At 63.9% G+C, this 24,265-nt stretch carries 21 protein-coding genes; 8 read left to right on the top strand and 13 right to left on the bottom strand.

All coding sequences use genetic code 11. The annotated features are described in order from the left end of the window. Window positions 1–17 precede the first annotated feature (17 nt). A complete protein-coding gene (locus K307_RS37810) occupies window positions 18–923 on the top strand; it encodes a LysR family transcriptional regulator (RefSeq protein WP_042886199.1) in 906 nt (301 codons plus the stop codon). A 59-nt stretch (window positions 924–982) separates the two neighbouring features. Here the strand turns inward: K307_RS37810 and K307_RS37805 are convergent, their stop codons facing one another. Further along, the gene (locus K307_RS37805) at window positions 983–2,758 is read right to left on the bottom strand and encodes an ABC transporter ATP-binding protein/permease (protein ID WP_042886198.1); all 1,776 of its coding nucleotides are present in this window, start codon (window positions 2,756–2,758) and stop codon (window positions 983–985) included. A gap of 738 nt (window positions 2,759–3,496) precedes the next feature. On the opposite strand from K307_RS37805, the gene K307_RS37800 reads away from it, so the two are divergent. After that, window positions 3,497–5,524: a galactose oxidase-like domain-containing protein gene (locus K307_RS37800; RefSeq protein WP_042886197.1), complete on the top strand. Its 2,028-nt coding sequence runs from the start codon at window positions 3,497–3,499 to the stop codon at window positions 5,522–5,524. 69 nt (window positions 5,525–5,593) lie between these two features. On the opposite strand, the gene K307_RS37795 is transcribed toward K307_RS37800, so the two are convergent. From K307_RS37795 to K307_RS37775, 5 genes are all read right to left on the bottom strand, one after another. Next, window positions 5,594–6,133 carry a YkgB family protein gene (locus tag K307_RS37795; RefSeq protein ID WP_051975361.1) on the bottom strand — a complete coding sequence of 180 codons (540 nt, stop codon included), beginning with the start codon at window positions 6,131–6,133 and terminating at the stop codon, window positions 5,594–5,596. A 2-nt stretch (window positions 6,134–6,135) separates the two neighbouring features. Continuing rightward, the gene (locus K307_RS48290; RefSeq protein ID WP_155301341.1) at window positions 6,136–6,276 is read right to left on the bottom strand and encodes a hypothetical protein; all 141 of its coding nucleotides are present in this window, start codon (window positions 6,274–6,276) and stop codon (window positions 6,136–6,138) included. 127 nt (window positions 6,277–6,403) lie between these two features. Next, on the bottom strand, window positions 6,404–6,859 hold the full coding sequence (locus K307_RS37785) for a carboxymuconolactone decarboxylase family protein (RefSeq protein ID WP_042886195.1): 456 nt from the start codon (window positions 6,857–6,859) through the stop codon (window positions 6,404–6,406). Window positions 6,860–6,868: 9 nt separating this feature from the next. Beyond that, window positions 6,869–7,285: a cupin domain-containing protein gene (locus K307_RS37780; RefSeq protein ID WP_042886194.1), complete on the bottom strand. Its 417-nt coding sequence runs from the start codon at window positions 7,283–7,285 to the stop codon at window positions 6,869–6,871. 130 nt (window positions 7,286–7,415) lie between these two features. After that, window positions 7,416–8,348: a LysR family transcriptional regulator gene (locus K307_RS37775; protein WP_042886193.1), complete on the bottom strand. Its 933-nt coding sequence runs from the start codon at window positions 8,346–8,348 to the stop codon at window positions 7,416–7,418. A gap of 122 nt (window positions 8,349–8,470) precedes the next feature. Here K307_RS37775 and K307_RS37770 point away from each other — a divergent pair, with 122 nt between their 5' ends. The 3 genes from K307_RS37770 (at window position 8,471) to K307_RS37760 (ending at window position 13,960) form a co-directional block, all read left to right on the top strand. Then, entirely contained in the window at window positions 8,471–9,421 is a 951-nt protein-coding gene (locus K307_RS37770; protein ID WP_051975360.1) for a DMT family transporter, read from the top strand. A 58-nt stretch (window positions 9,422–9,479) separates the two neighbouring features. Then, window positions 9,480–12,947: an adenylate/guanylate cyclase domain-containing protein gene (locus tag K307_RS37765; protein ID WP_042886191.1), complete on the top strand. Its 3,468-nt coding sequence runs from the start codon at window positions 9,480–9,482 to the stop codon at window positions 12,945–12,947. Window positions 12,948–13,042: 95 nt separating this feature from the next. After that, entirely contained in the window at window positions 13,043–13,960 is a 918-nt protein-coding gene (locus K307_RS37760; RefSeq protein ID WP_042886190.1) for a LysR family transcriptional regulator, read from the top strand. A gap of 21 nt (window positions 13,961–13,981) precedes the next feature. Here K307_RS37760 and K307_RS37755 read toward each other — a convergent pair whose 3' ends face one another. From K307_RS37755 to K307_RS37740, 4 genes are all read right to left on the bottom strand, one after another. After that, window positions 13,982–14,977: a 2-hydroxyacid dehydrogenase gene (locus K307_RS37755; protein ID WP_042886189.1), complete on the bottom strand. Its 996-nt coding sequence runs from the start codon at window positions 14,975–14,977 to the stop codon at window positions 13,982–13,984. Between the two features lie 52 nt (window positions 14,978–15,029). Beyond that, window positions 15,030–16,622: an aspartate:alanine exchanger family transporter gene (locus K307_RS37750; RefSeq protein WP_042886188.1), complete on the bottom strand. Its 1,593-nt coding sequence runs from the start codon at window positions 16,620–16,622 to the stop codon at window positions 15,030–15,032. 308 nt (window positions 16,623–16,930) lie between these two features. Then, window positions 16,931–18,349, bottom strand: coding sequence for a heavy metal sensor histidine kinase (locus K307_RS37745; protein ID WP_042886186.1), 1,419 nt, complete (start codon window positions 18,347–18,349; stop codon window positions 16,931–16,933). Then, a complete protein-coding gene (locus K307_RS37740; protein WP_022535606.1) occupies window positions 18,346–19,029 on the bottom strand; it encodes a heavy metal response regulator transcription factor in 684 nt (227 codons plus the stop codon). The genes K307_RS37745 and K307_RS37740 overlap by 4 nt, the downstream gene beginning before the upstream one ends. A gap of 213 nt (window positions 19,030–19,242) precedes the next feature. Here K307_RS37740 and K307_RS50110 point away from each other — a divergent pair, with 213 nt between their 5' ends. Together K307_RS50110 and K307_RS37730 are read left to right on the top strand one after the other, a co-directional pair. Then, window positions 19,243–19,590, top strand: coding sequence for a hypothetical protein (locus K307_RS50110; protein ID WP_230626326.1), 348 nt, complete (start codon window positions 19,243–19,245; stop codon window positions 19,588–19,590). A 236-nt stretch (window positions 19,591–19,826) separates the two neighbouring features. Further along, window positions 19,827–20,804 (top strand): LysR substrate-binding domain-containing protein, encoded by a 978-nt coding sequence (locus K307_RS37730; RefSeq protein ID WP_042886185.1) that lies wholly within the window; start codon window positions 19,827–19,829, stop codon window positions 20,802–20,804. On the opposite strand, the gene K307_RS37725 is transcribed toward K307_RS37730, so the two are convergent. Beyond that, window positions 20,782–21,336: a DUF4863 family protein gene (locus K307_RS37725; RefSeq protein ID WP_042886184.1), complete on the bottom strand. Its 555-nt coding sequence runs from the start codon at window positions 21,334–21,336 to the stop codon at window positions 20,782–20,784. The two genes, K307_RS37730 and K307_RS37725, sit on opposite strands and share 23 nt — an antisense overlap. A gap of 124 nt (window positions 21,337–21,460) precedes the next feature. Further along, on the bottom strand, window positions 21,461–22,318 hold the full coding sequence (locus K307_RS44690) for a helix-turn-helix domain-containing protein (protein WP_051975359.1): 858 nt from the start codon (window positions 22,316–22,318) through the stop codon (window positions 21,461–21,463). A 365-nt stretch (window positions 22,319–22,683) separates the two neighbouring features. Here K307_RS44690 and K307_RS37715 point away from each other — a divergent pair, with 365 nt between their 5' ends. Continuing rightward, the gene (locus K307_RS37715) at window positions 22,684–23,406 is read left to right on the top strand and encodes a nitroreductase (RefSeq protein WP_155301340.1); all 723 of its coding nucleotides are present in this window, start codon (window positions 22,684–22,686) and stop codon (window positions 23,404–23,406) included. An 18-nt stretch (window positions 23,407–23,424) separates the two neighbouring features. On the opposite strand, the gene K307_RS37710 is transcribed toward K307_RS37715, so the two are convergent. Further along, window positions 23,425–24,207, bottom strand: coding sequence for a gamma-glutamyl-gamma-aminobutyrate hydrolase family protein (locus K307_RS37710; protein ID WP_230626324.1), 783 nt, complete (start codon window positions 24,205–24,207; stop codon window positions 23,425–23,427). Window positions 24,208–24,265: the final 58 nt, after the last annotated feature.

Genomic DNA, 24,265 nt, shown 5'->3' with positions numbered 1-24,265 from the left:
TTATGTTACGCATAAATATGGCTGATCTTAATGACATCGATCTGAACTTGCTGCGCGTCTTCCAGGTGATCCTCGAAGAGCGCAGCCTGACACGCGCCGGCCATCGCCTCGGCCTGACGCAGCCTGCCATCAGCTATGCGCTCGGGCGCCTGCGCGCATTGTTCGACGATCCGCTTTTCGTGCGAACGCCTGAAGGGATGTTGCCGACACCCACCGCACAACAGCTCGCGCTGCCGGTAGGGCGTGCCATCGCCTCGATTCGCGAAGCCTTGCGTCATGCCGAGCAATTCGACCCGGAGTCGAGCGAACGGGTATTTCGCCTTTCGATGAGTGACATCGGCGAGCAGGTGTTCCTGCCCCCGTTGTGCGAAAGGCTGCAGCAACTCGCACCCCTGCTGCGGCTGGAGGTCAAGCAAGTGCCGGTGGCACAGGTGGAAGAAGCGTTGCGGCTCGGCCAGCTGGATTTCGCGGTGGGCAATCTGCCCGCCCTTAAACCGCTCACGCGTTTTGAGGTGCTGTTTCGCGAGCCATACGTCTGCATTACCCGCAAGCGCCCGGGGCTGCCCGCACGCAGCCTTTCATCGGAGCTATTTCTCGAGCTGTCCCATATCGAGGTAGCAGCCAGCGAGAGCAGTCACCGCAATATCGATGATGCGCTTCGGGCGGCCGGCCTGCAGCGCCGCATTGTCCTGCAGGTGCCACATTTCACCGTCACCCCTCAGATCCTGAAGGGCACTGACTGGATGGTCACGGTGCCGCAGCGCGTGGCGCAAATTTTCAATGAAGGCGGGCAGTTCGCGGTTTATCCATTGCCGGTCAAGATTGCCGAGGTCGAGGTCACGGTCCATTGGCACCGTAGCTTCGACAATGACGAGGGTAACCGCTGGCTGCGCGAGCAGATCATCGAGACCCTGGGGGAATAGTCCAGGGAAATCTGAACGAGGTCCGTGGTCCCCAATCGGGCGGACCCCCGGGCGGACCTTTACCAGCCAAAGCGATAATCCCGGGTCGGATGCAGCCACCAATTCCCGTTCCCAGGCAGCTCCAGAACCTGGTGGTGAAATCTCAGAAGTGTTGGCCGATGACTGACACTTACCAGCGTCGCCTGCATGTCGGCCAAAAGCATATACATGCTTTCCTCATTGCCACTATCCAGGGCGCTGGTGGCCTCGTCCAGCATCACGTAGCGCGGTTTGGCAAGCAAGACGCGTCCGATCGTGAGTCGCTGTTGCTCGCCAAGGGATAACACTTTCCCCCAGTCCACTTCCGTGTCCAGCCCGCCAAACCGGCCAACGATATCCTTCAGGTTGATCATCTCCAGCAGTTGCAGGAGTTCCTCGTCAGGCACCTTCTGGCCGATGTGGTTCGGGTATAGCAACTGGCTGCGCAAGCTGCCGACCACCATGTAAGGGTGCTGCGGCAGGAACAGCATTTCCTGCGGACTTGGCCGCACGATGCATCCCGTGCCGTTGTTCCACAATCCGGCGATCGCGCGCATCAGGGAACTCTTTCCGCCGCCGCTGGCCCCGACAATCAGAAGTCCCTCGCCCGGGTTGATCGACAACGTCAGGTCGTGGACCAGTGTTCGCTCCTGGTTGGGTGTCTGCAAGGTGACATGTTCCAGTGCCAGGCGCGAATCCAGGATGGATTCGATCCTGTCCGCTGGCCCGGAGGAGGTTGCTGCCTTCAAAGTCAGAGCGCCGGAGAATGTGTCCAGTCGATCCAGTCCCGCCACAAATCGGCTCAGGTCTTCAAAATTGTCAACGATCACGGTCAAGGCGTTCAGTACGGCGGCAAATGCGGCGGCCGCCTGGATGGCGCGACCGACTTCGAGTTCGCCGGAAAGCACGCGTGAAGCGACTATGGCGCTGGGTAGTACGATGGTGAGGAAATTATAGGCATACTGGAACAGGCTCAGATTGAGCTGCCAGTTAATGAGTTTGTTGAAGTTGCGGAAGGCATGATCGAAACGGCCGCGCACGTGGGATGATTCCAGCGCTTCACCCCGATAGAACGCAATGGACTCAGCATTCTCACGAACCCGGATCAGACTGAAGCGGAAATCCGCCTCCCGTTTTAACTGATAGAAATTCAGGCCAATCATGACGCGGCCGAAAAAAAAGACCGTTATGAATGTGCCTGCAACCGCGTAGATCACAAGAAAGTAGACCAGCTCCCTGGAGATTGACCACAAGACCGCGCTGAATGCGATGATTTGCAGCAGTGCGCCGACGCCAATCGACAGAAAAAACAGGGATTGCCGCGTGAAAGTATTGATATCTTCGGTCATCCGCTGATCCGGATTGTCGATCGCGGTATTGGCATTGAGTTTGTAGTAAGTCCTGGCCTTGAAATATCCGTCCAGGTAGTGATCCGTCAACCAGCGCCTCCAGAAAAGGCCCAGTTTATTTCTGACGAAATGGTAAAAGCTGTAAGTGGGAACGGCTACGATCAGGATATAGAGACATTTCCTGATCGCGGCCCAGAAGCGATCGGCATCTTGTGCCGCGAGGGCCGAGGTAAATTCGCCGGATTGCTCGATGAACAGGACTTCGGTTTGGGTTTGGCCCAGCAGCAGCAGGACCAACAGGAGCAGCAAGCCCGAGGCCTTCCATTTTTCCTGCGAGAACCAGTAAGGTTTTGCGATGGCCCAGTATCGGGTCCACACGTGCCGGTGGGAGGCGCCAGTGTTTTTCCTTTGGGCTTTCCTTCGGGCCGAAGTGCTGCCCGCGACCCTCGGCTCAGGAACAACGCTCATGTTGCCTCTCCAGCGGTGACCGGATTACATACTCGTCACGTGGATCCCGACGCGGGAACACTGTCGGACGATAAAAAAATCACCATTGGAATATAGACCAGCAAAATCGATGCCCGGCTAATTCGCGCGACTTGCCGGGTCCGCCAACGTCCCTTTGACAGAGGAGGGAAGACGAGCGCACCCGCTGCGCCGGCCGCGACCTTTTGTTTTGGCAGCCGAACAGCACCAGCGCCGCATTGTTGGATTTTCCTGAATAGTTCTGCCAATCCGCAGCGGATTGTAGGGCCTGCCGCCGTGGGCAGAATCGCCCCACAGGTTCAAGGCGTGCGGCGCCGCAGTTCGTCCGCGCCGGCCCCAGACCCTTTCAAGGAGCCGAAGGGTCGTTGGACAGTCTGCGCGCGGCGCGGCGTTACGCCGGGGCATAGGCCGCGCTGCGGCTGTCAGCAGGCCGGCCGGCGCATTGGCGACCGTAACACTTCCCATCAGGCCAGTCCCCCAAACCAGTTCGTCTCAACTCTGGAACAAATTTTCCGTTTTGCGTCTTCCGGTCGTTCTCTCACGGCGACATCTCCGAAAAGAATCAACGAGATAGCGTTCATGGCATCGTTCTGGCTACAAGTCCCAGTCAGTCGAGACGCCGTCTGGATGGACGGAAAGGAGGACAAACAAGGCAAACGATGTGCGACAAGACAAACCTCCAACCCCTGTTCTCGCGTTGATGGCCTCAAAGGAGGTCGTATGGAAATTTTTCACCGAGCCCTGTCGCTGGCGCTGACAGGCACTTGTTCTTTCCTGCTGATTGCAGCATCCGTCGGTCCCGCTTTGGCAGTAGATGACTGTCCTGCCGCCGGTGCGGCGGTATGCGGACAAAACAGCGGCTTGATTCCGATCCACAAGGATTTCGTCCATGCCTCGCTGATATGGAACAAGAAGTATGCAGAATGTCCGAAGATGCTGATCTGGATGCGGCCGTCGGAGTACAAGCCAAAGCACTATCTCAATCCGCCAGTGCAGGGCGGTGGATTTCCCGGGTTCAATCAGAAATACATTGAGTTGGTACAGGGGGGGTTCTCACTTGGCCAACTCGACGAAAGCGGCTGGTCGCGCTACAGCCCTGACCTCGAACGAGAAAACGCCCAGATCGTCGATGTCTGCGGACTGCAGTCCCTGATCAATACCGGCACATTCACCAAGACGGCTATCGCCGATCTGACCAGCGCGGACATTACCTATACCGACCCGTTCTTCTCGGATGCCGGTTTTTCCAGGGGCCTGGGATATAACCTGTTCTGTAATGGCCACGTGTCCGGGACTGATGGCCGTATCTACGTATTCGGGCTACATGACAAGGGCGGCAACAATGGCGGAAGGAAGGTCAACATATTCGACCCCAAGACCGAGCAATGGGTAAGCAGACCTATACCTTGCGTCAGATCCGGCTTTGAATCGGACCCGACCGGCGTCTTGTCACATTGCAATCCGCTGAATGAGGACAACACCGATCCAAGGATTTCCTCGGACCTGAAGTACCAACGGTGGTACCCGTCCGCCGTGACCCTGCCCAATGGGAAGATCCTGGTCCTGTCCGGCTCCGACCAGGATACCAGCGTAGGGCCGGCCAATGCGAGTGCCACCAAGGTGCGGCAGGCAGTCCCGGAAGTATATGACCCGAAGACGGATACGACGGTAGCGCTGGAGAACGCGCAGAAGCTGCTGCCAATGTATCCGCGCGCCTTTGTCGTCCAGACCGGCCCTGGCGAGAGCGACTGGAAGGTCGCGGTAACATCCGAAGTCGTACCGCCCCTGCCTGGACAACCGGGCGGGCTCAATATCCGGGGATATGATCCGTTCTTCTACAGCGGCAAGACCTACCTGCTCGATGTCCAGGCGGCGCTGGCCGATCCACTGATCGCCGCGCCGGCACAGAACCATTGGGCATATGTCGATACGGCGCAGAACGCCCACGACAGTGGCGCCGGGGTCATCATGGTGACGATCAATTCCGATGGCACATGGTCACAGGATGTGTTCCTTTTCGGCGGATCGAATGGCGGCAACACACCGGCGGCAGCGACGGCAGAAACGATTAATTTCTCCAGTGCGGCGCCAAAATGGAAGCCCCTCGCCAACCTGGCCCTGCCGGTCACGCAGAATAATGTGGTCGCCCTGCCCGATGGGAAACTGCTGGTCGTTGGTGGTGCCGATGGAAACGTGAACAGCCTTGCCTATCAGATGTTCAATCCGGCCGACGGCAGCAGGACCGACGTGGTCACTTCGCCGGTGCCTCGGCATGACCATTCCACTGCGCTACTGATGCCAAATGGTGGCGTATGGGTGATGGGAGGCAACAGGGTCAACCTGATACCAGGATCACCCCAGACCCAGGCACAACGGGATGCCGCCGTCCCGGTGCTCGAGTTCTACAAGCCACCTTATTTCTTCAAGGGAGCGAAGCCGGTCATCGACAAATCCCCGAACAGCATCCACTACGGCAACAAGTTCAAGCTGGACGTGTCCGGCGCCGAGGTCGAATCGGTTGCGCTGATTCGTACTGGTCCGGTCACCCACAACTGGACTTGGGGCAACCGGTACGTGAAGCTGCCGGTCGCGAAGGAAAACAGCGGCAAGCTGGAAGTCACGGCCCCGCCGCTGCCAGGGCTTGCGATTGCCGGGGACTATTTGCTCTTCGCCGTCGCCAAGAATGGAACCGTCAGCGAAGGGCGGCATGTGCAACTGAAGTTCAGGGACGATCCTGAGCCCGATTGAGGGCGCACTACCACGCGCCGGACAAGAGCGGCGCGGCGCTATGCCGGAGCATAGGCCGCGCCGCCGCAGTCAGGCGCTGACCGGCTGGTGCGCACTGCCGGGCAGCAGTCGGGGAGATGCGTCACGCGCGGCTTGCCAGTGCGCCAGGGACGTGCGCAGTAGCAGGGCGGACGCCGCCAGCAGCACCAGGTCCTTCAGCAAGAATTGACCGATTGGTGCGGAAATTGCCGGAAGTCCGCCCGCTGTCGGCTCCGCGACGCCAGGGGTGGTGAAAAAGAACGTGAGCGTGATGGCGTAGGTCGCGCACGACATTGCCGCACCGAGCACGGACACGCCGCGGTGGAAGGCACCGGTGGCCAGCGCGACGGCAGTGGCAAGTTCCAGCGCACCAATGACGGCGCTGGCGCCACGCACGCCGAAAGCGCTGAGAAGCCAACTCATGAAGGGGCTATGTTCGATAAACGGCGCAATGCCCTGCGCTTCGTAGAGGGTGAATTTCATCCCGCCGAACCATAGGAAGACCACGACCAGGGACCAGCGCAACAAGGCCGTATAGTCTGGGGTAGCCGCTGTGGGCGGTGTCGTGGCGAGGGAAAAGATCGGTTTCATCTTCAACTCCTGAACAGATGGGTGGTGTGGGTCATAGGGCCGCATGCGCGGATCGCGACGGCAAAGCCAGCGGCGGTGAGCCGCGCATCGGTCGCATCTGCGTCGCGCGCCGCCTTGATATCGAGTTCGACGTAGTGGGGCACTGGGTTGCCAGTGCCACGACGACGATGATTTGCTCTTGCCAAGCGGAAAAGCACGCCTTCGCGTAAGCCGCCGCAGAAAACCGCACGCCCCCCGGTCAGGAAGCTACCCGCAGCTCGTGCTGACCAATCAGTCCTTGGGCGCGAGCGCCGCTTCCGGCTCGCGGCGGAAGCTGATCGCCAGGCGATTGAACGCATTCATCAGGCTGATGGCCATCGTCAGGTCGGCCAGTTCCTTTTCGCTGAAGACCGCCGCGGCTGCCTGGAACACGTCGTCAGGAACGTGCGTATCGGCAACGCGAGTCACTGACTCGGCCCATGCAAGGGCAGCCTTTTCACGGTCGCTGAACAGGGCGCCGGCTTCGTGCCAGGCTTGCACCAGTGCGAGCTTCTCGACCTTCACGCCCTTCGTGACAAGCTCGCGCGTGTGCATATCGAGGCAATATGCGCATCCGTTGATCTGGCTCACGCGCAGATAGACCAGGTCGACCAGGACATTGTCGAGGCCCGACTGCATGATGTAGCCGTAGACACTGCCAAAGGCCTTTACGCCGCCGGGGGACGCTTTCGTGTAATCCAGTCTCATTTCAGACTCCTACTTGTCGTTGGTGGTAAGTTCTTTATCGTCAGAATCGACGACGAAAACGGCCAGCAGCTTGGCTGGTTGCGTTTTGCTCGCGTTGCGACTGACCGGGTGACTTGACCCTGGCTCCTCGTAGAAGCTTTGGCCCGCCTTGTAGGTGCGTTCCGGCCCGTCATTGACTTTGCTGACGATGCTGCCCGAAACGACATAGGCGTAAATGAACGCCGACCTGGCATGGCGGTGCGGCAACGAGGCGCTGCCAGGGGGATAAAGCACTTCCACGGCTACAAGCGATTTGCCCGGGATGTTGGGGATCGTGTGTTGGAAGTTCGGTTTGACCGTTTCTCCAGATCCGTGCGCGGCGGCGACGCCCGCAGCGGCCATTCCGGTCGCGGCCAGTAACGGCAAAAGGATGCGCTTGAGTTTCATCTTCGATCTCCTTATGGATCTCTTTGGTGAAAGCATCATGCGCTCGCCTTGGTTCATGCGAAAGAACCAAAAATCGAAATCTTGGATGTACCATGGGCTGCGGGCAGTCAGCCTGGCGTTCCTGGCCCTGTCAGCCGGCGTCGGAGTCCTGGTCGCGGATATGCTCGGCCAGGTAGTCGATCAACGCCCTGACCTTGGGCGGCAGGAAGCGGTTCGGCGGATATAGCAGCCACACCGCGCCCACATAGGAGCGCGCGTGCAGCTCCCATCCGGCCAGCACGCGCACCAGTCCGCCGCCCTGCAGCGCGCTCGCCGCCGCGAATTCCGGCAGGCTGGCGATGCCGAGATCCTGCTGCGCCGCTTCGAGCCGCGCGCCCGCGTGGTTGGCGATGTAACGTCCTTTTACCTCCACGGTGAGCGTTTCGGTATCACGGCAGAACCGCCAGCGGTTGTCGTCCGCGGTTTCGCCAAGGTACAGGCAATCGTGCCGCGCCAGGTCGCGCGGGTGCGCCGGCGTGCCGCGCACGCGCAGATACGCCGGCGACGCGCACAGTACCCAGCGCACCGCCCGCAACCGCCGGCCGGCAAGGCCGGGCGGCGGGCGCTCGGTTAGACGGATCACGAGGTCGAGATCGTCTTCGAGGGGGTCGACTTCGTGGTCCGTGAACAGCAGCTGGAGGTCGATCTCCGGGTAGGCGCGCAGGAAGCCCGGCACCAGCGGATGGATCACTGTCTTCGCGAACGCCGTCGGTGCGCTGACCCTGACTCGTCCCTGCGGCCGCCCGACCAGGTGACCGGCCGCGTCGATTGCCCCCGACGCGGCGCTCACCACGTCGCGGCAGTACTGGTACACCTGCGCGCCCGATTCCGTCACCCGCACCTTGCGGGTCGAGCGTTCCAGCAAGCGCGTTGCCAGGGCCTCCTCCAGCCGCTTGATCTGGCGGCTGACCGTGGACGGGGTGCTGCCAAGCTGGCGCGCCGCGACAGAGAAGTTGCCCGCGTCGACGACACGGGCGAATACGGCCATATCGGGCAGCAAGGCGAAGAGTTCGGATGGATTCATGGGGGCAACGCGTCGGCGCGTCGGATTGATGCATTGACGACATAAAGGCTTTGCATTTCGACCCGATTATCACTGTCAATGCAAAACTGGACAATGCAGTACCCATCTCACCGACGTCCGTCATGCTTGCCCAAAAACGCCTGTCCTTGCTGTCCGACCTGATGTTGCTCGGGGTCGCCGTGGTCTGGGGCAGCAGCTACGGCGTCGTCAAGAGCGCGCTCGTGTTCTACCCCGTGCTGGGCCTGCTGGCGCTGCGCTTCGGCATCACCCTGCTGGTGCTGTCGCCCACGCTGGCCAGGCTGCGCCATGCCGACGGCACCACGCTTTGCGGCGTGCTCGGCACCGGCGTGCTACTGCTCGGCATCTTCCTGTGCGAGACCTTTGGCGTGCTGCTCACGCACGCCGCCAACGCGGCCTTCCTGATCAGCCTGTGCGTGGTGCTGACACCACTGGTCGAATGGCTGCTGCTTAGGCGCCGGCCGAGCCGTCCCGAATGGGCGGCGGTGGCGCTCTCGCTGCTGGGGGCATGGCTGCTGGCGGGTGATGCCGAGTTGGTGCTCAATCCGGGCGACGGACTGATCCTCGCCGCCGCGGCATTGCGGGCCTTCATGGTGTGCGTGACCAAGCGCGTCATGCGGCGCGCGTCGATGCCAGCCCTGACTGTGACAGCAGTGCAATCGGGCGTGGTGACCTTCGGTAGCGCGGCGGTGGCGCTGGTCTTGATGCCCGCGCAGTGGCAACCCGTGCCGTCGCTTGGCGGCAATTACGCGTTCTGGGGCTACGTCGTCTGGCTGGTGCTCGCCTGCACGTTGTTCGCATTTTTCGCGCAGAACTACGCCATCAAGCGCAGCAGCCCGACGCGCGTGGCATTGCTGATGGGCAGCGAGCCGGCGTTTGGTGCCTTGTTCGCGAGCCTGTGGCTCGGGGAGAGGATCTCCGCAGCTTCGTGGACCGGTGGCGGGTTGATCGTCGCCGCGTCGCTGCTGGCAACGGTGCGCTGGCGCAGGACGGTGGCGATCGAAGTGCCGGAGCGGGAGCGGGTGTGGGAGCCCCGGCCCGCGGACCCAACTTGATACCGGGGTAGGGAAGGCGTCTAATCGTTCAGGAGAGGGCTGAGGAGATAGGTGCTCTATGCGCTGCACAAACTGCGGAGCGGAGAACCCCGCGGGAGCCAAGTTCTGCGAGGACTGCGGGACCAGGCTTGTCCAGCTCTGCCCGAACTGTGGCCACCAGTCGAGCGCCGCTGCCAGGTTTTGCAGCGAATGCGGCGCCTTCCTGAGCGACTCGCTTGAAGCGTCGAGGAGGCGCACGCAAAGCGCTCCGCCCGCCCCGATCCACTACACCCCGCGCCACCTGGCCGAGCGCATCCTGGCCGAGCAGGCGGCAATGGAAGCCAGGGAAGAGACGGCGGGCGAACGCAAGACCATTACGGCCCTGTTCGCCGACATGGCCGGCTCCACGGCATTGATCCACGATCTGGACCCGGAAGAAGCCCGCCGCCTGATCGATCCCGTCGTGGCCCTGATGATGGAGGCCGTGCATTACTACGAGGGCTACGTGGCCAAGTCGCTGGGTGATGGCATCCTCGCTATGTTCGGTGCTCCCATTGCCCACGAAGATCATCCTCAGCGAGCCCTGTACGCGGCGCTGCGTATGCAGGAAGCCATGCGCCGCCACAGCGACCGGATCCGTCTCGAGCAAGGCATACCGCTCCAGATTCGGGTAGGGATCCACACCGGAGAGGTGGTGGTGCGCTCGATTCGCAAGGACGACCTGCGCACCGACTACGATCCGGTGGGGCACACGATTCATATTGCCGCCCGGATGGAAAGCGTCGCCACGCCTTCGTCCATTCTCGTGAGTGAGTCGACACGCAAGCTGACCGAGGGTTATTTCGACTTCAAAGCCCTGGGGGCCACTCAGGTAAAAGGCATCCCCGAGCCGCTCGCCGTGTATGAGGTGCTGCGCCTCGGCTCGTTGCGTACGCGCCTGCAAGTGGCGCAGCATCGCGGTTTGGCACGGTTTGTCGGGCGCCAGGCCGAGCTGGAGCAATTGCACGGGGCATTGGATCGGGCCAAGGCGGGGCACGGGCAAATCGTCGGGGTGGTCGGCGAGGCGGGAGTGGGAAAGTCCCGGCTTTTCCACGAGTTCAAGGGCGTCTCGCAGCGAGGCTGCCTGGTGCTGGAGACCTTCTCGGTCTCACACGGCAAGTCCTTTGCCTATCTGCCGCTGATTGAGCTCGTCAAGAGCTATTTCCTGATCAACGCCCAGGATGATGAGCGCAGCAGCCGCGAAAAGGTCGCCGGCAGGGTCCTGATGCTCGAGCGCAGTCTGGAAGACCTCTTGCCTTACCTGCTTCATTTGTTAGGCATCAGCGAGTCCAGTTCAGCATTACCGAACATGGACCCTCAAATCCGTCGCCAACGCACGCTCGAGGCGATCGCGCGGCTGCTTGTGCGCGAAAGCCTGAATCAGCCGCTCGAGCTCTTGTTCGAGGACTTGCAATGGCTGGACAGCGAAACCGAGGCGTTCCTTGATGTCCTCATCGACCGCCTGCCAAGCGCCAGGATTCTGCTCCTGCTGAACTACAGGCCTGAATACCAGCATGGCTGGGGTCACAAGAGCTACTACACCCAGCTTCGGCTGGATCCGTTGGGCCAGTCCGAATCCCAGGGACTGCTCGGTGCCTTGCTTGGGGATGATCCCACGCTTGTGCCCCTCAAGACCCTCATCCTGGAGAAGACCGAGGGCAACCCTTTTTTCATGGAAGAGGTGGTGCAGACCCTGTCCGAGGAGAAGGCGCTGCTCGGCGAACCCGGACATTACCGCATCGACAAGATCCCCACAACACTGCATATCCCGACCACGGTGCAAGGCGTACTCGCTGCCCGCATAGACCGGCTGCCCCGGGCCGAGAAGGACTTGTTGCAGACACTTGCCGTGATTGGCAAGGAGTTTCCCCTGAGCCTGATCCAGCGGGTCGTCGCCCAGTCTGATGACCAGTTGCGCCATTTGCTGGCCCGCCTGGAGGCTGGCGAGTTCATTTACGAGCGGCCCGCATTCCCCGATATGGAATATACGTTCAAGCATGCCCTCACCCAGGAAGTTGCCGGCAACTCTCAACTCACGGAGCAGCGCAGCGTGCTGCATGAACGCATAGCACAGGCCATCGAGGCACTCTTCCACAATCGGTTGAAGGATTATTGCGGCGAGCTGGCGCGCCACTACAGCCTTAGCGGCAACCATCCGAAAGCTGTGGAGTACCTTCGCTTGACGGGACAGCAGGCGCTCGATCATTCCGCCTATCGCGAAGCGATCCGCCACCTCGGTGCGGCCCTGGAGTTGCTCAAGCGACTGCCCGACACACCCGAACGCGCGCGCGAGGAACTTACTTTGCAGCTCGCCATCGGTCGGGCCTTGATTGCTGCCAGGGGCTATGCCTCGTCGGAGGTTGAGGCTGCGTATAGCCGCGCGCTGGCGCTGTGTGGGCAGGTTGGGAAAACACCGCAGCTCTTTCCGGCGCAGCTGGGACTGCGTACCTATTTTTCCTTGCGCGCGGAATACGGGAAAGCCTATGAGTTGGGTAAGCGGCTGCTCAGCCTGGCCGAGGACGGACAAGACCAGGAGCTGGTCGGGGAGGCGCATATCTCGCTCGGCGCCACGTTGTTTTTCATGGGCGAGTTCAGCGCGGCCCATGCCCATCTGGGGCAGGCACTCGCCCTCTACAGCCCTGCAGCGCAGCACGCGCATCCGCTCCTCCACGGGGTCCACCCCGAAGTCCGTGCGCTCGCGATTTCGGCCCATGCCCTGTGGTACCTGGGCTACCCCGACCAGGCTTTCAGGCAAGGGCAGGAGTCGCTGACGCTCGCCCGGAAGGTGTCTCACCCCTTTAGCCTGGCGCATGCCCTGGTCTTCATGGCCGAGCTTCACCAGTTCCGGCGTGACCCACAACTTGCGCAGGAGTGCGCCGAGGCCGCCATCGCGCTCTCGACAGAGCAGGGCTTCCCGTTCTGGCTGGGGTGGGCAACCATCGTTCAGGGCTGGGCGCTGGCCGAGCGGGAAAACGCAGAGGAAGGCATCGCCCGGATACGTGGCGGCATGACCGCCTATCACGCCACCGGGGCTGAGCGGGGCCGGTCACACTTTCTGGCGCTGTTGGCCGAAGCCTATGGAAAGGTGGGGCAGGCCGAAACAGGGCTCAGCGTACTCAACGAAGCGATGGACATGGCGGACAGATCCGGAGAACGCTATTACGAAGCCGAATTGCATCGGCTCAAGGGGGAGCTGATGCTTCAGTGTGCGAGCGTCCGGGGCCAGGCGTCCGTGAGCGAGGAAGACGTCGAAGCGTGTTTTCACAAGGCGATCGCGGTGGCTCGCCAGCAAAGTTCCAGGTGGCTGGAGCTGCGGGCGACCCTCAGCCTGGCTCGGCTGTGGCAACGACCAGGCAAGACAGACGCAGCGATGCGCAAGCTGGCCGGGATTCATGGCGCATTCACCGAAGGATTCGATACCGCTGACTTGCAGCAGGCCAAAGCAATGCTTGAGGCTTCGGCCTCGCAGCAGCGTGCGCCGGGAACAATTGGCTCGGACGAGCCTTGATCCACTGGTTGCCGCCGTCAGGAATGGCTTGACGCGGGCCCGGAAGCTGCTTCAAATCGTGGCTGACGTTCCGTCCTCACCGCCAACGCCCCCCTATGGACCGCTTCGACGCGCTGCAACTCTTCACCCGGATCGTGGAACTGGGCTCCTTCACCGGCGCCGCCAGTGCATTGGATATCCCGCGCGCCACCGCCACGCATGCCATCAAGGAACTGGAGGCGCGCGTGGGCGCGCGGCTGCTGGAGCGCACCACGCGCCAGGTGCGCCCGACGCTGGACGGACAGGCGTTCTACGAGCGCAGCAAGCGCGTACTGCAGGACCTGGAAGACGCCGAGACCTCGCTCAGCACGCAGGTGGCCAACCCGCGCGGCACGCTGCGGCTGGACCTGCACGGCACCCACGCGACCATGATCATCCTGCCGCGCATCGGTGAGTTCCGCGACCGCTATCCCCATATTGACCTGGTCGTCAGCAGCGGCGACCGGCTGGTCGACCTGGTCGGCGAGGGCATCGACTGCGTGGTGCGCGCGGGGCGTCCGCGCGATTCGTCGCTGGTGGCGAGGCGGCTGGCGGATATGCCAGAGGTGCTGTGTGCCAGCCCCGACTACCTGGCCGCGCACGGCACGCCGCAGGATCCGTCGGCGCTGGCTGGGCATGTGGGCGTGGGCTTTTTCTCGCGCAACAGTGACGACCGGTATCCGTTCACGCTGACCGTCGATGGCGAGGTGCAGCAGTTCAAGGCCCGCGGCTGGATCTCGGTCAGCGATGCCGAGTGCTATACCAGCGCGGCGCTGGCCGGCTGCGGCCTGGTCCAGGTGCCGCGCTTTCGCGTGGAGGAGCACCTGCGCGCTGGCCGGCTGGTGCAGGTGTTGGCCCAGTGGCCGTGCCCGGACCTGCCGGTGTCGGCGCTGTACCCGTTCCACCGGCAGCTGGCGCCGCGCGTGCGCGTGTTCGTGGACTGGGTGGCGGGGCTGTACCTCGAGCGATTCGGGCCGCTGCGCGGCGCGGCATGAGGCCGGCAACGGCCGCCGGGTTCAGCTGGCGCTGACCTCGTTCGTCAGCGGCTTGCCGGTCTCGAACTCCGTCACGCTGCGCAAGGTGGTCTCGCAGATGGTCGTCACGGCTTCGCGCGTGAGGAAGGCCTGGTGCCCGGTCACGATCACGTTCGGGAACGTGATGAGCTGCTGCAGCACGGCGTCGTCGACGATGGTGCCGGACAGGTCGCGGAAGAACAGCTCCGCCTCCTGCTCGTAGACGTCGATCGCCAGCCCGCCGAGTTGCCCGCTCCTGAGCGCGTCGATGACCGCTTCCGTGTCGATCAGCCCGCCGCGGCTGGTGTTGATCAGCAGGGCGCCGCGCTTGGCGCGCGATAGGGCTTCGGCGTTGATGATGTGATGGGTCTCGGGCGTGAGCGGGCAGTGCAGCGAGATGCAGTCCGCGCACGTGCCGATTTCCCCCTCGTCCGCGTAGCGGCCGCCAAGGGCCTCGAATTCCGGAGACGGGTACTTGTCGTAGCCGATCACGTTGCAGCCGAACCCGACCATGATCTTCGCAAACACGCGGCCGATCTTGCCGGTGCCGATCACGGCCACGGTCTTGCCGCACAGGTCGAAGCCCATCAGGCCTTCGAGCGAGAAATTGAAATCCCGTGTGCGATTGTAGGCCCGGTGGATCTTGCGGTTGATCGCCATCAGCAGGGCCACCGCATGCTCGGCGACCGAATTGGGCGAGTAGTCGACCACGCGTACGACCTTGATCCCGAGCGCCTGGGCGGCCTTCAGGTCGACGTTGTTGAACCCGGTGCAGCGCAGCGCGACCAGCTTCGTGCCGCCGCGCGCGAGCGCTCCCAGCACGCTCGCATCGGCGCGGTCATTGACGAAGATGCACACCGCCCCGTGGCCCGCGGCGAGGCCCACCGTTTCACTGTCAAGGGGGACCTCGAAGTACTTGAGCTGATGGCCTGCCGCCGCATTCGCGGCATCGAGATGCTGACGATCATAGGACTTTGCGCTGAAGACGGCGATTTCCATGATGGGTCTCCGCGGCGAATCGCATGCCGCGATTCGCCCAAGTTGCGCCGCACTATCCGCCAGCCAGCGTGGCGGCGACCTGTACGAACAGGATTTTCACGATGGTCATCGACGGGAAGATCATCGAGTAGCCGAGGTCGGGCCGGTCGGTGGGCGCGACGCGGTTGGCAAAGGCAAGGATGGCGGGATTGCCGGTCGCGCCGCAGATCACACCCACCGCCAGGTCGAACGGCAGCCTGAAGACCAGCAGGCAGACGAGCGCCGTGATCAGCAACAGGGCAAGCAGGATCACGACGCCGTAGATCAGGAAGGACACGCCGGTCATGCCGATGGTGGCGAAGAACTTCGGCCCGGAGGCAATGCCCACCTGTGCGAGGAAGATGGTCAGCCCGAAGTTGCGCAGCACCAGGTTGGCCGACAGCGGCATGGTCCAGACGAACGGCCCGAAACGGCGCACCCGGCCGAGCACCAGGGCGACCAGCAGCAGCGCGGCAAGCCCCAGCGCCAGCGTGCCGACGCCGGGAATCGGCACCGGGATCAGCCCGACCAGCAGCCCGAGGGCAGCGCCGATGCCGATCGAGATAAAGCTCAGCTCGGCGGTGCCCTTGATGGAGTCGCCGAACAGCGCGCGGATCGACTTCATGTGGGTGCGATTGACCAGCAGGCCGACGCGGTCGCCGAATTCGAGGATGAGGTCCTGGCTCGGCATCAGGTCGGCATCGCCGCGCCGCACATGGGCGACCGAGCAGACCATGCCCTCGGGAAACTGGATGTCGCGCAGCGTGCGCCCAACCACGAGCCGGCTCGAGGCGAATACGCGCATATAGTCCAGGTCTTCGCGATGGCTCGTCATGCGGCCTGGCTGCAGCTCTCCGCACAGCGAGGTGGCTTCACGCAGCACGGCCGGGTCGGTGGCGGTCGCGAGCAGTACGTCGTCGGCCTGCAGGACCAGGTCGTCGGCGGGCGGCTGGTTGTGGTGGGCGCGACGCACGGCGGCAATCGCCACCCCGTCCGGCAGGCGCGCCACCAGCTCCGACAGCCGCGCGCCGATAAACGCCGGGTTTGTCAGCGCGATCTCGGCGGTCTCGATCAGCTTTGGCGGCGGCCGCTGGATATTCGGCTTGAGCAGCGCGGTGAGGGCATACAGGAACAGGATCGGCCCGGCCACGCCGACCGGGTAAGCGACGCTGTAGCCTACTGCGGCACCGTCGCTCTTCATCGCCGCGATTGCGGCCTGCAGGCTTGCCGTGCTGGTGCCCGCGCCGGCGAACATGCCCAGCGATTCATCGAGCTTCACGCCGACTAGTGGCACCAGTGCAACCGCGACCAGCCCCGAGCCGACCACGCCGAGCACGGCGGCGGCGTTGGCCTTGAGGCCGTCAGGACTGGTCAGGCCCTTGAAGAACTGCTCGCCGTACTGGATCCCGATGCCGTAGAGAAAGAGCAGCAGCCCGAGCGTGCCGAGCAGGGCAGGCGGCGCGGACTTGGGCGCGAACCCACCGATGGCCAGCCCGACGAACAGCACCGCGCCCGACCCGAGCGACACGCCCTTGATATTGATCTCGCCGATGACATAGCCCAGCGCCACAGTGAGGAACAGCGTAAGCAGCGGCTGGGTTTCGAGCAATGTCCTGACTGCATCCATGGCAGCTCCTTTTTGATGGGCAGGAGCAAGGGCGCAGCGACAAGCAACCGCGCAGGGTCACGCGCGCACCGCGCGGACGGGGTTGCCAGGCCCTTCGGTTCCGGACATGCGTTATCGAGTGTGGCTTGCCGTGAATCCGATCATCGTGACAGGCACTGGCTGGCACGGCGGCAACCACGGGAATGCCCCTCGAAAATATACGATGCGCCGCACGAATTCAAGAATCGAAGCGGCGCCCCGCCGGGCGCTGCCAGACCTGCTAGACATGACAAATATGCCAAATCGGCCAAACCTGCAATCGGCCCGCCTCAGGCTGCGGCGGGACGCGCCAGCGGGCGCGCCGGCTTTGGCGCTTCGGGTACCGGCTGGCTGACCGGCAGCGTCATGCCGATCCGGATCGCGTGCGGCTCCACCTGCGCGAACACGCTGCCGCCGTGCATGGTGGCGATCGCCTTGACGATGGCCAGCCCCAGCCCGTGGTTCTGCCGGCTGTCGCTGCGCGCCGCGTCGGCACGGTAGAAGCGGTCGAACAGGCGGTTGGTCTGGATCGCGGACAGGCGGTCCGACTCGTTGCGCACGGTGATGGTCAGCGTGCCTGCCGCCTGCGCGATCGCCACCGTCACTGGCCGCCCGGGCCTTCCATGCTGCAAAGCGTTGCTCATCAGGTTGGTCAGTGCGCGCTGCAGCAGCGAAACGTTGACGCGCACCCGCGCATCGCCCGTCACGTGCAGCGTGGAGCCGGCCTCTTCGAACAGCAGGTCGAGGAAGTCCGCGCTGCGCCGCACTTCGTGCGCGACCGAGACCTCGACCAGGTCGCGCGCCAGCGCGCCGCGGTCGGACTGGGCTAGGAACAGCATGTCGATCACGATGCGGCTGAGCCGCTCCAGGTCTTCCAGGTTGGACTGCAGGATCTCTTCCAGCTCGGCAGTGCTGCGTGGCCGCGACAGCGCCACCTGGGTCTGGCCGATAACATTGCCCAGCGGTGTCCGCAATTCATGCGCAACGTCGGCATTGAAGGCGGAAAGCTGCTGGTAGGCACGTTCGAGCTTGTCGAGCGCGCCGTTGAAGGCATGCACCAGGCCACCCAGTTCGCCCGGCAGGTTGGCGTCGGGCAGTCGCTCGAGTTGCTTGGGATCGAGCGCGCTGGCATGGCGCGACAAGCGCTCGATCGGCGCAAGGCCCGACTTGGCAATACGCCAGCCGAGCAGGCTCACCGCGATCACGCCCAGCACCGAGGACACCACCAGCGCAATGCCCAGCGTGCGGCTGGTCTCGAAGAAGGGCGCCTGGTCGACCGCGACCGCCAGCGCCACCTCCGGCCGGTCCTGCAGTGCGGGGATGGGGCGCTTGAGCATCAGGAAACGATTGTCCCCGAACTCCACCGCCCACACGTGCGGGGCGCGTGGCGTGGCTTCCGCCTCGCGCGGGAACGGCTCGCCATAGCGGAAGCGCGGATCGGTGCTCTCGACAAAATAGCGCACGCTGCGGTCGGCCGGCGTCATGCTGCGCAGCATGGCGGCAAAGCGCTCCCATTGCGCCGTGGTGCCCAGGCCTGCCGCCTTGGGGCCGGCGAGGTCGAAGCGCGCGTGGATCTCTTCGAGCTGGCGCTTCTCCAGTTCCACGCACTGCACCTGGTAGAGCACCACGCCCGTGATGGCGAAGACAAAGGCCGCCGCCAGGCCGAACATCGCGGCCAGGCGCGCTGCGATGGAGCGATGCCGGTTCATGCGGTCAGCCCGTCGCGGGGCTCCAGCACGTAGCCCATGCCGCGGATGGTGTGCAGCAGCTTGGGCTCGCCGGGCCAGTCCAGCTTGGCGCGCAGGCGCTTGACGGCGACCTCGACCACGTTGGTGTTGCAGTCGAAGGAGATGTCCCAGACCAGTTCGGTGATCGCGGTCTTGGACACGATCTGCCCCTGCCGCCGCGCCAGCACCGACAGCAGCGTAAACTCGCGCGCGCTCAGGTCCAGCCGGCGCGTGCCCCGTGTGGCCCGCCGTGACAGCAGGTCGATGCGCAGGTCGCCGACAGTGAGCTGCGAAGGCTCGGTCTGCCGGCCGCGGCGCGTCAGCACGTTGAGGCGGGCCAGCAGTTCCAGGAAGGAGAAGGGCTTGGACAGGTAGTCGTCGGCACCGGCATCAAAGGCGTTGAGGCGGTCGTCGAGGTCGTCGCGCGCGGTCAGCATCAGCACCGGTGTCTGCTGCTCGCGGCGCAGCGACTTCAGCAGCGAGACGCCATCGAGCGCCGGCAGCATGACGTCGAGCACGATCGCGTCATACGGCTCGGTACAGGCCAGGTGCAGGCCGTCCAGGCCATTGTGCGCCGTGTCGACCACGTAGCCATTCTCAGACAGGCCGCGGCGCAGGTAGTCGACCGTCTTGATCTCATCTTCGACCAGCAGGAGTTTCATGGGTCCAATCCTCGGAATCCTAGAAATATAGAAGATGCGTGCGAATCCAACCTGTCAGTGTTGTCAGTTTTGCGTGGCGGGAAAGACTGCCCCCCGAACAGACGCCTGCCTGACGGAATTGTCAGGGTCGGGTCAGGGCGGCGTCGGCTGCGATCGCTAGACTCCACCGGTGCCTGGCCAGGCCGGCTTTCCTTCACGCACCGGAGTCCTCCCATGACCTCATCCAACCCCTCCCGCCTCCCTGACACCGCAGGCCGCCGCGCCGCGCGGGCGACCAGAACGCGCTGGCCGCACCTGCGTTGGCTGCATGCCGGCACTTACCGCCGTGCCCTGCTGCATGCCTTGCTCCCGACATTGCTGATGATGATCAGCGCCACCTTTGCGCTGTCGGCCAAGGCGGCGCCGCGGCCGGTGGATCCGTACACCGATGGCGCGGCCAGCGCGGCGGCGGCCGAAAAGCGCTTCGACGTGTACACCGACGGGGCCAGTGTGAATGGTCCGCGCGACACATTCACGGATGGTGCGCGTAGTGAGTCGCGGCCGGCGGACGCGAACGGCTGAGCCCGCGAAGGGCCATAAGCGTCCCGATCGCACCCCGACCGCTGGCGGCCGCGTCCGTCGCTGTCGACATCACTATCGCCTTGCAGTCGGGCCGGCACACGCGGCGTGCCGGCTCACGGCTTTGACAGCCACCCTCAGGAGGCGATAGCCAGCGAAAATCCACGCGCCCCGCGCACAATGGGACGCCGCCACCAGCGCAATACACTCGAGAATCCGTAGCGAGCTGGAGCGGCGCCATGAACCTCGGCAGAGTCGATCTCAACCTGTTGCGCGTATTCGACGCGATCTTCGAGGACAGGAACCTGCTCCTTGCCGGCAAGCGCCTTAACGTCACCCAGTCTGCCGTCAGCCACGCGCTGGGCCGCCTGCGCGACCTGCTGGGCGATGACCTGTTCGTGCGCACGACAAGAGGGATGGAGCCCACGGCGCGCGCGCTGGCGATGGCCGCGCCGCTGCGCAGCGCGCTCGCGCAGATCCGGGCCGCGCTCGGCAACGAGCCGTTTGATCCGCTGGCCGCCACGCGCGAGTTCGTCATTGCCGCCAACGACTACATCACGTGGTTGCTGCTGGGGCCGCTGAGCGAGCGCCTGAGCGCGCTGGCGCCGCAGGTGAACCTCCGCATCCGTCCGTCCACGCGGCTGGATCTTGCTGAACAGATCGACCTCGGCAGGATCGATATTGCCGTGGGCATCTTTGCCGACGTGCCGGATCGATTCCATGCGACGACCCTGTGGGAACAGGGCGATGTCCTTCTGATGCGCGAGCACCATCCGATCGCACATCGCGCCGTGACGCGGGAGGACCTGCGGGCGTATCCGCTGGTCACGGTATCGACTGGCGGCCAGGAAGAGGGTGCGGTCGGTGGCTTCATCATGGAACGCGGCCTGGCGCGGCAGTCCGAGATGTTCAGCCGCCAGTCGCTGGACGAGGCGTTCGCCGGTGCCGCCGCTGGACCCAGGATGCGGATCTCCGTCGCGCATTCGCTGGCGATTCCGGCCTTGCTGCGCAACAGCGACATGCTCGCGCTGGTGCCCGGCCCGTTGGGCCGGGCGTTTGCGCAGCAGGGCGGATGGATAACGCGCGACACCCCGTACGTGACGCGTGTCGCGGCGGTGCAGCTGATATGGCATGGCCGCAATGAGCACGAGCCGGCGCTGCAATGGCTGCGTGCCCAGCTTGCCGACATGGATCTCAGCGAGCGTCAGGGGCCTTGATGTTGTACGCGATGCGCCCGGCGGGCAGGAAGAACAGCGCAATCACTGCGCCTCCCTTGGCCTCCGGATAGTGATGGCTTCCCGGCGCCGGCGCGGTCCAGCCGCCGTAGCACCATCCTCTCGGGCCGCCGAGCGCCGCGCCGTCGTTGAGCGCGACCACCATATTGAATTCGCCGTAGGGATGGCTGTGATAGTCGCCGCGGAAACTGCCTTCGGGATTGTTCTGGTCGTTGTCGGTGCTGTCCATGTAGACCGCCGTGATGCTGAACCAGCAGGTCTGTTCGCACGGTGCCAGCAGGCGCGCACGACGGTAGCGGCGGCCCGCGATCTCGGTGTCCGCCGCCCAGCCTTCGGCGACGCCAGCCGTGATCATGCGCGCCAGATCCTGGTAGAGATCGCTGTCGGTGCCGTACTTTTCGTTCAGCCAGCGCTCGACCTCGAGGCCCGGCGTCATGTCCCTGACCTCTTCCAGAAAAGGCAGGCAACGCGCGATCAGGGCTTCCTTGTTGTCGGTGGGGCGGGAGTCTTTCATTTGATGTCCTGGCTTCAGTGTGGGAGCGACCAACGATGCCACGCCGCCTGCGACCGCGGAAGCGATGATGCTTCAAGCTGAAATTGAATGCCGTGCAAGCAGAGGCCGATCCCGCTCAAGCCGCCTACGTATGATCGCGCCGGAAGCGGGCCGGTGTGGTGCCCGCGAGCCGGCGGAAGCATGTCGTCATATGCGCCTGGTCCGCGAAGCCGCAATCATGCGCAATCCTGATCAGCGGTGCATCGGTCTCGAGCAGCAGCGATTGCGCCCGCTTCACGCGCCGCTGCATGATGAAGCGCAGCGGCGCCTCGCCGGTCGAGGCGCGGAAGGCGCGCATGAAATGCGGCAGGCTCAGCTCGGTCATGGTCGCGAGTTCGAGCAGGGCGATATCGGCCCCAAGATGCGATTCGATGTAATCGACGACGCGGCGCAGCCGGTAGGGCGCAAGGCCGCCCTTGTTGGCCGCGCGCGTCTGTGACTGGCGCCATCGCGCGATCTCGACCGCCAGCAGCCCGATCAGGCTTTCGCAGTACAACCGGCGTCCCGTTCCCGGTGTCACGCATTCCATGGCGAGCTTGTCCGCGAGGGTCCACATCGCACGATGCTCGAACATCAGCCGCGTCGAAAGCGTGGGCGGCGCCTGTTCGCTTTCGCACGCCTCGCGCAGCAACTCGTCCGGGAAGTGAACCACCACGCAGCGGAACTGCTCGATGTGGTCGGTATGGCCGTAGGCCTCGCCGTTGCTGGCGATCAGGCTGAGGTGGTCGCTGCCGCGGTAAGCGTTATCGAGCGGCCTGGGTGGCTGCAGGCGCGCATCGATTCTGCCGCCGGTCTCGCGCAACGCTGCGCGAAGCGTCAGCCGGTCGGAGCCGATGGGGCGTGCGATCTCGGACAGCGGGCCGAGTTCCAGGACTTCGATGTCCGTGTTGGCCCAGCACGCCGCGACACGGCTGCGGTAGGGGGTGTTGGCGACGCGGAGCATGGCGGGGTTCCTCCAATGATGCCGGGTGCGGAGCAAGGGCGACGGTGTTGTCCCGTTTTCATGGCACCCGCACGTATTGTATGCAGCGAATTAGAAGTAGCATACAAGTAAAACTACTGATCCGGGCTTCGCAGGTTGGTGGTCGCGCTGTTGTTAATGAAAACAAAGAGTTACGCAGCTCTTCTGCGCGATGCGTCCCGCGCCTGGCAGCTTTGCTGGACGGAGTTGTCCGTAGTGCATGCAGTGCTTTTAACGGCACGTCGGATGTATGGCATCGCACGCTATTCCGGGAGAATCCTCGCTCGCCTGGTGCAATACTTGCCAATAGCGTGCCGCCTATCCTGACTCGGATTTTGGAGACAGGCATGAGATTTGAAAGTTTGAAGAAGGACCGTGAGGCGATGACGGTACGCGACGCGATCGAGGGGCGGGTTGCCGTCCGTCGTTTTGTGCCCGGGCGCGTGCCCCGGGAAGTTGTCCGCGACATCCTGCGCACCGCCAGCCACGCGCCCAGCGGCGCCAATATCCAGCCATGGAAGGTCTACGTCGTGACGGGAAGCGCCAAAGCCGCCCTGTCGGCGCGCATCCAGTTGGCCTACGCGCAGCAGGCCGACGAGCATGCCGAGGAGTACCAGTACTATCCCGACGCCAGCCTGGAGCCATATGCCTCGCGCAAGAAGCAGTTCGGAAAGCTCTTCTACGGTGCGCTGGGGATCCTGCAGGACGACGACGCAGGACGTGCCAGGCAGACCGCGCGCAACTTCGAGTTCTTCGATGCGGCGGTGGGCATGATCTTCACGATCGACCGCCGGCTCGGGCAGGGTAGCTGGCTCGACTACGGCATGTTCCTGCAGAACATCATGCTGGCGGCCCGGGCATGGGGGCTCGAAACCTGCCCGCAGGTTTCCATCGCCAGGTTCCACAAGGTGCTGCGCGAGTGCCTGGCGATTCCGGACGGTGAGCTGGTCGTGTGTGGCATGTCGCTTGGCTATGCCGATGCCGCGGCCCCCGAGTTGAGCGTGCGACAGCCTCGGCTCGCGGTGGATGCGTTCGCTTCATTCGAGGGGTTCGATCCGGAACCCGCCTAGGTCCCGGCAAGGCGGCGCTCAGTCGTGCCGTGCGTAGCGCCGGCACGCGTCGCCGAAGTGGGTGAACAGCGACCGGGATAACGCGTCGGAATCGGCCGTGACTTCCGGGTGCCATTGCACGCCCACCGCAAACTCGGCGCCCTCGACGCGGATCGCCTCGACCAGGCCGTCATCGGTGCTCGCCTCGATCGCGAGGCTGTTCCCCAGCGTGTCGATGCCTTGCGTATGCAGCGAATTGACGCGCGCGCTCGCGTCACCGATCCAGGCGCTGAATATGCCGTCCCGCGCGAGCGCGACCGTGTGCTTGTAGCGATAGCGTGCGACCAGGTCTTCCGACGCGTCTTCCCGGTGCTCCGGCGAATGGCCGGCCGCATAAATATCGGCATGCAGCGTGCCGCCGAAGGCCACGTTCATTTCCTGGAAGCCGCGGCAGATCGCCAGCATCGGGATGCCGAGATCGGCGGCACGCCGAATCAAGTGCAGCGCGACATGATCGCGCGCGGGATCGACCAGGAAGTCGGCTGGCTCGCGCCCGCCGTAACGGCCGGGCGAGACATTGGACGCGCCGCCAGGAAGGAGCAGCCCGGACAGTGATGCGAGGTAGGGATTGAAGTCCTCGATTTCCTCGCTTGCCGGGATAAAAACCGGTGCGATGCGCGCGACCTCGGTGAGGGCGCGCCGGTAGCTCTCCTTGACGCCATGCACGTCGTGATCCCCGACGAAGAACCGGTCGCAGACGATGCCGACCAGCGGGCAATGGGTGCGTGGGGGTCGGGCGGATATTGGGCTGGTGGCGGGCAAAAGTGAGGCTCCTGGATCATCTGATCTTCGCTGCATGCAAATGCTATATCAGTGCATG

Source organism: Cupriavidus necator A5-1, from assembly GCF_000744095.1.
GTDB lineage: Bacteria > Pseudomonadota > Gammaproteobacteria > Burkholderiales > Burkholderiaceae > Cupriavidus > Cupriavidus necator_A.
Note: the sequence above shows the minus strand (reverse complement) of the source record. Positions and strands in the feature narration are given on the sequence as shown.